The sequence below is a fragment of the Cellulomonas hominis genome (assembly GCF_901521055.1).
GTDB lineage: Bacteria > Actinomycetota > Actinomycetes > Actinomycetales > Cellulomonadaceae > Cellulomonas > Cellulomonas endometrii.
Window position 1 is genome coordinate 16,294 of sequence record NZ_CABEGA010000032.1, and the last position, 11,738, is coordinate 28,031.

The window sequence follows — 11,738 nt, forward strand, 5'->3', positions numbered from 1 at the left end:
GACGACGCACGAGGAGCGAGATGAGCAGGCCACGCACGACGACGGGCGCCCCCCTGTCGAACGCCCCCGCCGGCACCCAGCCCCGGGACCTGCCGCCCACCCAGCGGCCGCACGCCACGCCGGACCGGACCATCCACATGATCGGCAACTCGCACATCGACCCCGTGTGGCTGTGGCCGTGGCAGGAGGGCTACCAGGAGGCGCGGGCGACGTTCTGGTCCGCGATCCACCGGATGGACGAGTACCCGGACTTCGTGTTCACGTGCGACCAGATGGTGCTGCTGTCGTGGGTCGAGGAGTCCGACCCCGAGCTGTTCGCCCGCATCACCGAGCGCGTCGCCGAGGGCCGGTGGGTCAACGTCGGCGGCTGGTGGGTGGAGCCCGACTGCAACATGCCGATGGGCGAGTCGTTCGCCCGCCAGGGCCTGTACGGGCAGCGCTACCTGATCTCCCGGTTCGGCAAGGCCGCCACGGTCGGGATGAACGTCGACCCGTTCGGCCACAGCGCCTCCCTGCCGACGGTCCTGCGCGGGCACGGGCTCGACTCCTACCTGTTCCTGCGCCCCGGCCCGCACGAGAGCGACCTGGCCGACACCCTGTTCCGCTGGCGCGCGCCGGACGGGAGCACCGTCCTGGCCTACCGGATCCCGTTCGAGTACTGCTCCCCCGCCGGGTCCGTCGACGGTCAGGTGGACAAGGCGCTCGGCACGCTGGACCGCTCGCTCGGCGACGTCATGGTGCTGTACGGGGTCGGCAACCACGGCGGCGGCCCGACCATCGCGAACATCGAGTCGATCCACCGGTACGACCGGATGGGCTCGTTCGGCCGCCTGACCATGTCCTCCCCGCGCGACTACCTCGACTCGGTGCAGGCGCGCGGGCCCGAGTTCCTGGACGGCCTGGCCGCGTGGTCGGACGACCTCCAGCACCACGCCCCGGGCTGCTACTCCGCGCACTCCGGGATCAAGGCGTGGCAGCGCCGCGCCCAGTTCGCGCTGCTGTCGGCGGAGCGCTGGGCCGCGGTGGCGGCGGTGCACGACGGCACGCCGTACCCCCGCGAGGACCTGGAGCGGGCCTGGAAGCAGGTGCTGTTCAACCAGTTCCACGACGTGCTGCCCGGGTCCGCGATCGAGCACGCCTACGACGACGCGCGCGACCAGCTCGGTGAGGCCGTCGCCATCGCGAAGCGGGTGATCGTGCGGGCGCACAACACGATCGCCCGGCAGGTCGACGTGCCGATGGAGGAGGCCAGCCAGCCGGTGCTGGTCTTCAACCCGCACCCGTGGCCCGTGTCGACGGACGTCGAGCTGCACTACGGCTCCACGCCCGGGCCCGTGCACGTCGTGGACGACGAGGGCCGCACCGTCGTCTCGCAGCCGACCCAGTCGAAGGCCACCACCAACCAGACGGGCCGGGGTGCCCTGGTGTTCCGGGCCGAGGTGCCCGCGCTCGGCTACCGGCTGTACCGGGTGCGGATGGCCGCGGAGCCCGCCCGCCCGGAGTGGAGCGCCGGCGCCCCGGGCCGGCTCTCGGCGTCCGAGACGGTGCTCGAGAACGACCTGGTCCGCATCGAGCTCGACCCCGCGACGGGCTGGATCCGTTCCTACCGGGACAAGCGCACCGGGCTGGACGTGATGCGCGGCGTCGACGGTGCCCAGCACACCCAGGTCTGCGCCGACCCGACCGACACCTGGGGCCACCGCGTCGTGTCCTACGCCTGGGCGGGCGACCCGATGAAGCTCGCGCGGATCGTCGTGCGGGAGTCCGGGCCGCTGCGGGCGCGGGTCCGCGTCGAGCGGGAGTGGGGCGCCTCGACCATGACGGAGGAGCTGCTGCTCGACCACGACTCGGCCGTCCTGCGCGTCGACGTCACGCTGGACTGGCGCGAGCACGCGCACCTGCTCAAGCTGCGGTTCCCCACGGCGCTGTCCGACCCGCGGGCGACGTACCAGATCCCGTACGCCGCGCTCGAGCGGCCGGTCGAGGGGGCCGAGGAGCCCGGCCAGGGCTGGGTGGACCTCACCGGCACGGTCGACGGCCGCCCGGCGGGCCTCACGCTCGTCACGACGAACAAGCACGGGTACGACGTGTCCCCCGGCGACGAGCCCAGCATCGGGGTCACCGCGGTGCGCAGCCCCGTCTACGCGTGGCACGACCCGCGGCTGCTCGACGGCGAGGACATCTACTCCTACCAGGACCAGGGCGTGCAGCGGTTCTCCTACGAGCTGGTCGTGCACGACGGCGACCGCCGCACCGCCGACCCGGGCCGCCGCGCCGCGGTGCTCGGGTCCCCGGTGCGGGCGATGCTCGAGTCGTTCCACGCCGGGTCGCTGCCCCGCACGGGGTCGTTCGCGTCCGACAACGCCGGCGCGGTGATGGTGACCGCGCTCAAGGGCACCGAGGACGTCACGGACGGCCCCGGCGGCGCGGACCTGGTCGTCCGGGCCGTCGAGACGCGCGGCGAGCCGGGCACCGCCCGCATCGACCTCCCGCTGGTCGGCCGCACGCTGGAGGCCGACTTCGGGCCGTACCAGCTGCGGACGTTCCGGGTGCCGGCCGACCCCGCCGCGCCGGTGGTCGAGCTGGACCTGGTGGAGCGCCCGCTCGACGGGACGGGCCCCGACGGGACGCGTCCGGTGCGGTCCGGGGAGATCGACGCCGACGTCCCGGCCGCCGGCCCGGCCCCCGAGGGAGCCGGTGAGGGCACCACGGTGCTCACGGCCACGCAGGTGTCCTCGCCCGACGCGACCGGCCGGCCCCGCGCCGCGGACGCGCCCTCGGCGGACGACCCCGCCTGAGCCCCGGGCTCACGACGGCACGCACGACGGAGGGGGGTCCCGGTCCGGGACCCCCCTTCGTCGTCGGACCGACCTACCGCCCGACGCGGCGCAGCACCACGTCGGCCACCCCGAAGGCGTCGAGCGTGACCCGCCCGCCCCCGGCCACGCCGTCACCGTCCCACGCGACCTCGGCCTCGACGGGCGCGGCGCCCACGTTCCGCACCCGCACACGCACCGCGCCGTCGTCCGTCGGGCGCACCTCGGCGAGCACCCCGTCCGCCGGCTCGACGCGCAGGCCCGTCCCGCCGTCGACGGTGACCGGCCCGTCGTACGCGCGCGCCTGCAGCGGCTCGGCGACGTCCCGGCCCAGCACCCGGACCTGCTCCCGCGTGACCGCCTCGGCGGCGGCGAACCGGTACCGGTAGGTGCGGGTGCCCTCCTGCCGGGCCTGGAAGTTCGTGAAGTGCAGGTTGTTCATCAGCCACGACGACACGTACCCGCGCTCGGCGCGCAGCGTGCGTGCCCACTCGCCGGTGTGCAGCCCGCCGAGCTGGACGAGCGGCGCGTCGACCGTCCCCCACAGCACCCCGGGCCCGCCGCCGGCGGGGTGCACCCCCACCGCGTGCTGCACGGAGTACCAGTCCTTGCTGGTGTCGGGCAGCTGCTCGGTCTCGGCGGCGTAGACCGCGCCGGCGGTCTCCAGCAGGAACTCCGGCGCTGCCACGGCGAACGGGAACGCGACGTGGATGCTCTCGGGCCCGAACGCCTCCGGCTTCACCAGCGCGACCTCCAGGTCCACCACGTCGAGGTCGCGGTACAGCGTGAGGGTCGTGGTCGCCGCCGGCAGCCCGGGCGGGGTCGTCCGCCACGAGATGCGCGCCCAGCCGTCGCCGTCGGTGACGAGCGGCTCCTCGTCCCCGGTGGCGTGCCGCCGGTCGAAGTCCGGCCCCGGGAAGTCGGGGTGGAAGTCCTTGGGGTCGCGCACGACCATCGGGTGCGTGCTCCCGGGGACGACGGTCTCGGTGACGACCGCCCCGAGCCCGTGCGGGACGGTCGCGTCGACGAGCTCGCGCCCGGACGGCACGTGCACCAGGGACACGACACCGCCGCGGCCCGGGTCGACCACCACCCGGTACGGTCCGCACGCGAGCTCGCAGCCGGGGCGCGCGGCGCCGGGTGCCGCGGGCAGGGGCACGGTGGTGACCCCGAACGGCGGGACCGTCGCGACGGTCCGGGCCCGGTGGCGTCCGGCGACCTCGACGTCGACCGGCTCGGTGCGGGTGCGCTCCGTGGGGTTCACGACCACGATCCGGGTCTCCCCCGGGGTGTGCGGCCGCGCGCCGCCGGCGGGGCCGCTCGCCACGAGCCGGAACAGCCCCTCCACCGCCATGTCCCGCGCGACGTCGAACGCGCCGTACGCGAAGGCGGCCTTGGCGTTCCAGTGCGAGTGGCTGAACGTCGAGTACGGCTTGGAGTACGTCTCCCAGGATCCCCACGTGTGCTCGGCGAACAGCAGCAGGTCCGCGTCGACGCGCGCCAGGTCGCGCGCGACCTCGGCGTCGGACCGCAGCCGCACCGGACCGCGCCGGTAGCCGATGACGTCCGCGAGCGCCGGCTCGCCGTCCCCGCGCAGGCGGGTGAGCCCCAGCGTGGTCTGCGCGGCGCGGGCGAGGCTGCGCGCCTCCCGGTAGACCGCCACCTCACGGGCGGTCGACCCGTGGCCGTGCGCCCACCAGTCCGACCACTCCCCGCGGGCGACCGGCGCGCCGGCGGCCTGCGGCTGCAGCACGTCCAGGGCCTCGTCGACCGTGGCGGTCCGCATCGGCACGTCCGGGTGCCGGGCGTTCCAGTGCCGCACCACGTCGAGGAACAGGGCGGTCGGCCAGCGGTTGTCGTTCGCGGCGTGCACCACGGCCGTGTCGTACGGGTAGTCGTCGCGCTTCTCGAGCCGGGCGACGAAGTCGGCGACGTGCGCCTCGGCCGCCTCGACGTCGCCGTCGACGATGCCCCACTCCTCCCCGATCCCGTAGTGGGTCGACAGCCACACGAACACCCGGCCGCCCGACGGCCCCTCCCACCAGAACCCGGTCGGCTGCGGGTACGGGGGGCGGCCGTGGTCGGGGTTCAGCGCCATGACCAGCCGGCCGACGCCGGCGCGGCGCATGCCGTCGACCGTGCCCCACGCGGTGCCGTTCACGTCCCCGTGCTGCTCGGTCCGGACGTCGACCCCGACGGCGCGGAGCCGGTCGAGCGCGTCGTAGGCGGTCCCGAGCTCGGCGTCGGACAGCAGCTGCGTCATGTTGAGGTAGCCGCCGGTCACCGCGACCCGCCCCTCGGCGACGCGGCGCCGCAGCCGCTCGACGTCCGCCGCGTCGGCGCCCTCGAGGAACCGGAGCACCGGCCTGACCACCTCGAACGTCCACCGGAAGGCGTCCGGGCCGTCGCCGTCGTTCGTGTCGCAGAGCTCGAGCACGCGCCGTACGGTCTCGGCGTGCAGGTCGTCGACCAGGCGCGGGCTGTTCGTGTACCCGACGTCGTGGTGCGTGTGGCCGACGAGCAGGATCTGACGGACGGACTGATCACGCGGGGGCATACCGGAATCCTCGTCTTTGTGGCATCGTTGCCACATGAGCCTAGTCACACTGGCGGCGCTCAGTCCATGGTCAGCACCGGTTCGACAGGCGTAATCACTCCGTGATCCCTACGCTCTTGTCCCGGCCGAGGCGCCTGAACTAGCGTCCGATGTGGGAAGGTTTTCAGACCCTCGGCAGTGCTGCTGAGGGCTCTCCCGTGGGCCTGCGAGGACGCCGGCCCGCCGGCCGAGGAAGGGAAGACGTTCATGACCAAGAGTCGCCGCGCAGCGATCGCCCTGCTGCCGATCACCGCGCTCGCGCTGGCCGCGTGCAGCTCCGGCGGAGGTGAGGAGGGCGCCGCCGAGCCGACCGACTTCTCCACCGAGGCGTCGGGCACGCTCAACGCCTGGGGCTTCGAGAACGCCGACGACGTGGGCACCTCGCGCCTCGACTACGCCGCGGAGCAGCTGTCGGACGTGGACATCGAGCTCGACGCCACGGCGTTCGACTCCCAGAAGTTCACCACCCGCATCGCCGGCGGCGACGTCCCGGACGTCGTGCAGATGGACCGCCGCTACGTCACCACCTACGCCGCGCAGGACCTGATCCTGCCGCTCGACGCCTGCTACGAGGCGCACGACGTCGACCCCGACGAGCAGTACTACCCATCCGTCGTGGACGACGTCCGGTACGAAGACCAGGTCTGGGCCGTGCCGCAGTTCTTCCAGCCGCCGGCCATCATCGTCAACAAGCGGGTCATGGACGCGGCCGGGATCACGCCCGACCAGATCGACACCTCGCAGCCCGACGTGCTGGTCGACGCGATCTCGAAGATGTACAAGGAGAGCGGCGGCGTCCCCACGACGCTCGGCTTCGACCCGCAGGCCACCGGGCAGGGCGGCCTGTGGATCCTCGGGCAGGGCGGCCAGCTCACCGACGAGGAGGGCGTCCCCACCCTCGACGACCCGTCGAACGTCGCCGGCATCGAGCTGCTCAAGCAGATCACCGACGCCCAGGGCGGCTTCGCCAAGGTCAAGAGCTTCACCGACTCGTTCGACACCTTCGGCGACAACAACCAGTACGTCGCGGACCAGGTCGGCGCGCAGGTCAACGCCCAGTGGTACCCGAACGTCCTGGGCGCCTACGTCGGCCAGCTCCAGATCGAGGCGGTGCCGTTCCTCGACCAGGAGGGCAACCCGTTCTCCGTCGCCTCCGGCACGGCGTTCGTCATCCCCGCCGGCGCGGAGAACAAGGACGCCGCGTGCGCCTGGATGCTCAACCTCACCTCGTACGACGCCTGGATGGCGGCCGGCGAGGCGCGCGCGAACACCATCTCCGAGGAGGGCGGCCTGAACACCGGCCTCTTCACGGGCTCCCCGGAGGCCGACCAGGCGATCCGCGACCAGTACGTCACGGAGACCGGTGACGCCGGCTTCGACCAGGTCATCTCGACCTTCTACGACGTCGTGGACTACGGGCAGACCTTCGGGTCGTCGCCCGCCGGCCAGGACATCCAGAACGAGCTGAACAACGCCATCACCGCGGCGCTGCTCGGCGACAAGACGCCCGAGGAGGCCCTGGCCGACGCCCAGACCGCGGCCATGCGGGCGTACGACAACATCACGGGCGGCTGACCGCCGAGCACGCCGTGACCGAGGGGCCCCGCCGGCGACGGCGGGGCCCCTCGGTGCGTCCGGGGCGGTGGCGGCACGGTGGCGGCACGAGGGCCCGTGGCGTCAGGCGCCGCGGTGCGTCGCGAAGAACTCGCGCAGCACCCGGGCGCACTCCTCCTCGCGCACGCCGCCGACCACCTCGACGCGGTGGTTCAGCCGCGAGTCCCGCACGACGTCCCACTGGGACCCGCACGCCCCGGCCTTGGGGTCCCACGCGCCCAGCACCAGCCGCGGCACCCGCGCCAGCACCGTCGCACCGGCGCACATCAGGCACGGCTCGAGGGTCACCACGAGCGTGCAGTCGTCCAGCCGCCACCGCCCGAGCGCGTCCGACGCCGCGCGCAGGGCCAGCACCTCGGCGTGCGCCGTCGGGTCGGCGTCCGCCTCCCGCCGGTTCCGGCCGGCCCCGACGACCGCGCCGTCGGGGCCCAGCACCACGGCACCGACCGGGACGTCCTGCGTCGCGGCGCACCCGGCCGCCTCGGTGAGGGCCAGGCCCATGGCGGTGAGGTCGTCGGGGCGCGCGAACATGGCGCCATCCTCGCGCACCGCAGGCACCGCGGCGGGGGCGGGGTGGTGACGGAGGTGGAGGACGGAGGTGGAGGCACAGCGGCCACGCGAGTCAGGGGAACCGGCGCGACCGCCGTGCGGGTCCCATCGTGGTGGGCGCCAGCCTCCCCCGCCCGGGACGTTCGGCCCTCCCGGGTGCGCCGCGCCCGCGCCCTCCGGGGCGTGCCACCCGGGCCACGACGGGCACGGTAGGTTGGGCCCATGCGCCTGCACGTTGCCGACCACCCGCTCGTCGCCCACAAGCTGTCGGTGCTCCGCAACAAGGAGACGTCCTCCCCGACGTTCCGCAAGCTCGTCGACGAGCTCGTGACCCTGCTGGCGTACGAGGCCACGCGCGACGTGCGCACCGAGCCGGTCGACATCGAGACCCCCGTCGCCAGCACCACCGGCGTGAAGATCGCCGAGCCCCTGCCGCTCGTCGTGCCGATCCTGCGCGCCGGCCTCGGGATGCTCGACGGCATGACCCGCCTGATGCCGACCGCCGAGGTCGGCTTCCTCGGCATGCAGCGTGACGAGACGACGCTCGAGGCGATCACCTACGCGAACCGCCTGCCGGAGGACCTCACCGGCCGGCAGTGCTTCCTCATCGACCCGATGCTCGCCACCGGCGGCACGCTCGTCGCGGCCATCGACTACCTGTTCGCCCGCGGCGCCCGCGACGTGACGGCCGTGTGCCTGCTCGCCGCGCCGGAGGGCCTGAAGGTGGTCGAGGAGGCCGTCGGCGACCGCATGGACGTCACCGTCGTGGTCGCCGCCGTCGACGAGCGCCTGGACGAGCGCGCGTACATCATCCCGGGGCTCGGCGACGCGGGCGACCGCCTCTACGGCGTCGTCTGACCGGGCTCCGGCCACCCGGGCCGCGGCGCCCCGTAGGGCGCCCTGGTCTCGGCCGCTGAGACCGCCGCGCAAAGCCCTTGGTCGCCGCGGTGGCCCCTGCGACGATCGTCGCGTGATCACCCGCCCGTACCCCGTCGACGCCGCCCCGGCGTCCGCCGGCGTACGCCCGGGGACGCATCGCACGCGCTGTCGGTCCTGACGCCCCGCCGTCCTCCCGACCTCAGCCCGACCGCCTCGTCGCGGTCCCCGCGCACCCCCGGAGCATCCCGTGGCACGAACCCGCAGCACCGCACGTCCGGCACCGGCCGGCCGCGCCGCACCGCCCGCACCCGCCGCACCGCCCGCAGCCGCCGCCGCCCGGCGGCACGCACCTGCGCCCGGCCCGGCCCAGCCCGCCCGCGCCGGCTTCGTCCTCTACGTCGGGCTGCAGGGCGACTCCCCCGACCTCGACGCGGCGCACGCCGCGGACCTGGCCGAGGTCGCGGAGGCGCTGCGGGACCTCGCCCGGGACCTGCTGCCGACCGCGGAGACGTACACCGCGCTGTCCGTCGTCCCGGGCACCGCCGCCGCGCAGGACGAGGTGCAGAGCCTGCGGTCGCGGCTCGGTGCCCTGCGCCCCCTGGAGACCGTGCGCGCGGACGCGGCGGACGAGCCGCCCGTCGCGGAGAGCGCGTAGCGGTCAGGAGGCACCCACCACCTAGTCGCCTGGGTGGTGCTACTCATCCGTCTCTCTGCGTGGCGCGGCGCTCCTAGGGTGGAGGGGTACCCGGCGGTCGACGCGGCATCCCCCTGACCGCGACCCCGCCGGCGTGCAGGCCGCCCGCCGTCGCGCCCCCCTCGCCGGCGGGCGGCCACCCCCGAGCCGCCCGAAGGGCCGCGAGCCCGAGGACCCGGGTGCGCCCGCCGCCCCACGCTCCTACGGTGGGGAGATGCGCATCGCCATCGCCGGAGGCCACGGACAGATCGCCCGACGTCTGAGCAGGCTGCTCGCGGAGCGCGGTGACACGCCAGTCGCGATCGTGCGGAACCCCGCCCACGTCGCCGACGTCGAGGCCGACGGCGCGACCGCCGTGCTGCTCGACCTGGAGGACACGGACGCCGGCGCCCTCGCGGCGCAGCTCGGCGACGCGGACGCCGTCGTGTTCGCCGCCGGCGCCGGGCCCGGCAGCGGTGCCGACCGCAAGGACACCGTCGACCGCGGGGCTGCGGCGCTCCTCGCGGACGCCGCGGAGCATGCCGGCGTCCGCCGGTACGTGCTCGTGTCGTCCGTCGGTGCCGGCGCCGAGCCGCCCGCCGGGACCGACGAGGTGTTCGCCGCGTACCTCCGCGCGAAGACCGCCGCCGAGGACGACCTGCGCGGCCGTGCCCTGAGCTGGACGATCCTGCGACCGGGCGGGCTCACCGATGACGCCGGCACCGGCCACGTCCGCCTCGGCCCGGAGATCCCCCGCGGGAAGGTGCCCCGCGACGACGTCGCCGCGGTGCTGCTCGCCCTGCTCGACGAGCCCCGCACCGCCGGGCTGACCCTGGAGCTGTCCGAGGGCGCCGTCCCGGTGGCCGCGGCGATCGCCGCCGCGCTCGAGCCGGAGGACTGACCGGGCCTGCCACCGCCGCCCCGTTCCCGGAGCGGGCACGGCACGGCCCCCGCACCCGGCGAGGGGGCGGGGGCCGGCGCACGTCCTGGCCTGCGCGCCGCGGTGGCAGGAGCTGGGGGGCTCCCCGCGGCGCGGCGGGCGGCTCAGGCGGGCGCGTACGTCAGGCAGTCGGCCAGGTCGTGGCCCGCACCGATCCGCACGGCGTCGGCGCCGCAGGTCAGGTGCTCGTTGTGCGCGCAGTCGGTCCGCTGGCAGGCGCCGACGTGCGACACCACCCGGTCCAGGCCGCCCTTGATGCTCAGCGGGATGAAGGTGAAGCACTGGGCGTCACCGGTGCCGCCGATCGTGATGGCAGCGGCGCTGCACGCGTGCTCGTGGTTGTACGAGCAGCCGTCGACCGAACACTCGGAGACGGGGGGCTGCTCCATGAGGGTGCTCATCGTGGACCTCCGGGATGGTGGGGGGCGTGCGTCCAGAACCTTGTCGTCGACGGTAGGAGGCATTCCGTCGGACGTCTAGAAAGGAAGGCCTGGCTCACTTGCGTCGGCGCAGGTCACGGCCCTGTGGCGCCGACAATTCAGTCGTCGCGGGGCGATCGTGACGCCTTTCCCGAGGGCCGCCATGAATTACGGGACGCGCACCGCGCGCAATTCCGCGCCACCCCCGCCGCGACCCCCGCCGCGACGACCACCGGCGAGGTCGTCACACGTGCACGAGGTCGTCCCGCAGGACTGACGACCTCGTGCCGTCGTGACGACCTCGCGCACCCGCGGGACCGGCGAGGGACGTCAGCGCTCCCCGGGCGCCCCGGCGCGTCGGCGCGCATGCTGGGAGACGACGCGGGGAGCAGCTCCCGCCGGCCCGGACTCGATGAGGAGAAGCCATGACGACGACGGTCGAGAAGTCCCTGCTGGTGAACGTGCCCGTGAGCGTGGCGTACAACCAGTGGACCCAGTTCGAGGACTTCCCGCGGTTCATGGGCGGCGTGAAGAAGGTGACGCAGCTCGGCGACGACCGGCTGCAGTGGGTCGCCGAGATCGCCGGCGTCAAGCGTGAGTGGGAGGCGCGGATCCTGGAGCAGGTCCCCGACCAGAAGGTCGCGTGGGCCGCCACGGAGGGCGCGACGAACGCGGGTGCCGTGACGTTCGAAGACGTCGGCGGCGGCCAGACCTCGGTGCGCCTGCACCTGGAGTACGAGCCCGAGGGCCTCGTCGAGAAGGTCGGCGACAAGCTGAACATCGTCGAGAACCAGGCGGAGAAGGACCTCGAGCGGTTCAAGGCCTTCATCGAGGACGAGGGCTACGCCACCGGCGCGTGGCGCGGGACCGTCGGCGAGGGCACGGGCGTCGGCACGCCGGGCGTCGAGCACGCCGCCGCGTCGCAGGGCGACAAGGGCAAGGCCGGTGTCTCCGCCAAGGCGGTCGCCGCGGGCGTCGGGCTGGCGGCCGCAGGCGCCGCTGCAGCCGCCGCCACCCGCAAGGACGACACCGTGGAGGTCGGCACGATCCCCGAGGTCGACCCCGTCGTGCCGGTGGTCGTCGAGGAGGAGACGGTCGTCGTCGAGGACGTGGCCCCGGGCGGCACCGGTCTCGGCACGGACGACGGGACGGACCCCGCCACGCGCATCTGAGCACGTCGCCAGGGAGGATGACGGCGAGCCGGGCCGCACGTCGACGCAGGCGTGCGGCCCGGGTGTGCGCCGGACATCGT

Annotated in this window: 9 protein-coding genes; 6 read left to right on the forward strand and 3 right to left on the reverse strand. The window is 74.5% G+C overall.

Annotated features, from left to right (window positions below; translation table 11 throughout):
- The first annotated feature begins 20 nt into the window (after window positions 1-20).
- Entirely contained in the window at window positions 21-2,798 is a 2,778-nt protein-coding gene (locus tag KJP73_RS09585) for an alpha-mannosidase (protein ID WP_249669272.1), read from the forward strand.
- A gap of 73 nt (window positions 2,799-2,871) precedes the next feature.
- Here KJP73_RS09585 and KJP73_RS09590 read toward each other — a convergent pair whose 3' ends face one another.
- Window positions 2,872-5,373, reverse strand: a complete 2,502-nt coding sequence (locus tag KJP73_RS09590) for a hypothetical protein (protein ID WP_213282631.1) — start codon at window positions 5,371-5,373, stop codon at window positions 2,872-2,874.
- A 246-nt stretch (window positions 5,374-5,619) separates the two neighbouring features.
- On the opposite strand from KJP73_RS09590, the gene KJP73_RS09595 reads away from it, so the two are divergent.
- Entirely contained in the window at window positions 5,620-6,987 is a 1,368-nt protein-coding gene (locus KJP73_RS09595; protein WP_213282632.1) for an ABC transporter substrate-binding protein, read from the forward strand.
- A 102-nt stretch (window positions 6,988-7,089) separates the two neighbouring features.
- Here the strand turns inward: KJP73_RS09595 and KJP73_RS09600 are convergent, their stop codons facing one another.
- Window positions 7,090-7,557 carry a nucleoside deaminase gene (locus tag KJP73_RS09600; RefSeq protein WP_433995165.1) on the reverse strand — a complete coding sequence of 156 codons (468 nt, stop codon included), beginning with the start codon at window positions 7,555-7,557 and terminating at the stop codon, window positions 7,090-7,092.
- Between the two features lie 240 nt (window positions 7,558-7,797).
- Between KJP73_RS09600 and upp the strand changes: the two genes are divergently transcribed.
- From upp to KJP73_RS09615, 3 genes are all read left to right on the forward strand, one after another.
- Entirely contained in the window at window positions 7,798-8,433 is a 636-nt protein-coding gene (gene upp, locus KJP73_RS09605) for a uracil phosphoribosyltransferase (RefSeq protein ID WP_213282633.1), read from the forward strand.
- A 268-nt stretch (window positions 8,434-8,701) separates the two neighbouring features.
- Window positions 8,702-9,109, forward strand: coding sequence for a hypothetical protein (locus KJP73_RS09610; protein WP_213282634.1), 408 nt, complete (start codon window positions 8,702-8,704; stop codon window positions 9,107-9,109).
- A 253-nt stretch (window positions 9,110-9,362) separates the two neighbouring features.
- Window positions 9,363-10,028, forward strand: a complete 666-nt coding sequence (locus tag KJP73_RS09615; RefSeq protein ID WP_213282635.1) for an SDR family oxidoreductase — start codon at window positions 9,363-9,365, stop codon at window positions 10,026-10,028.
- Between the two features lie 143 nt (window positions 10,029-10,171).
- On the opposite strand, the gene KJP73_RS09620 is transcribed toward KJP73_RS09615, so the two are convergent.
- Entirely contained in the window at window positions 10,172-10,468 is a 297-nt protein-coding gene (locus KJP73_RS09620) for a DUF1540 domain-containing protein (RefSeq protein WP_213282636.1), read from the reverse strand.
- Between the two features lie 443 nt (window positions 10,469-10,911).
- On the opposite strand from KJP73_RS09620, the gene KJP73_RS09625 reads away from it, so the two are divergent.
- Entirely contained in the window at window positions 10,912-11,658 is a 747-nt protein-coding gene (locus tag KJP73_RS09625) for an SRPBCC family protein (RefSeq protein WP_213282637.1), read from the forward strand.
- Window positions 11,659-11,738: the final 80 nt, after the last annotated feature.

What these genes read in the sequence shown, in the direction of transcription:
- KJP73_RS09585 (WP_249669272.1), top strand. Translation starts at nt 21, where the DNA reads ATGAGCAGGCCACGCACGACGACGGGCGCCCCCCTGTCGAACGCCCCC.
- KJP73_RS09590 (WP_213282631.1), bottom strand. Translation starts at nt 5,373, where the DNA reads ATGCCCCCGCGTGATCAGTCCGTCCGTCAGATCCTGCTCGTCGGCCAC.
- KJP73_RS09595 (WP_213282632.1), top strand. Translation starts at nt 5,620, where the DNA reads ATGACCAAGAGTCGCCGCGCAGCGATCGCCCTGCTGCCGATCACCGCG.
- KJP73_RS09600 (WP_433995165.1), bottom strand. Translation starts at nt 7,557, where the DNA reads ATGTTCGCGCGCCCCGACGACCTCACCGCCATGGGCCTGGCCCTCACC.
- upp (WP_213282633.1), top strand. Translation starts at nt 7,798, where the DNA reads ATGCGCCTGCACGTTGCCGACCACCCGCTCGTCGCCCACAAGCTGTCG.
- KJP73_RS09615 (WP_213282635.1), top strand. Translation starts at nt 9,363, where the DNA reads ATGCGCATCGCCATCGCCGGAGGCCACGGACAGATCGCCCGACGTCTG.
- KJP73_RS09620 (WP_213282636.1), bottom strand. Translation starts at nt 10,468, where the DNA reads ATGAGCACCCTCATGGAGCAGCCCCCCGTCTCCGAGTGTTCGGTCGAC.
- KJP73_RS09625 (WP_213282637.1), top strand. Translation starts at nt 10,912, where the DNA reads ATGACGACGACGGTCGAGAAGTCCCTGCTGGTGAACGTGCCCGTGAGC.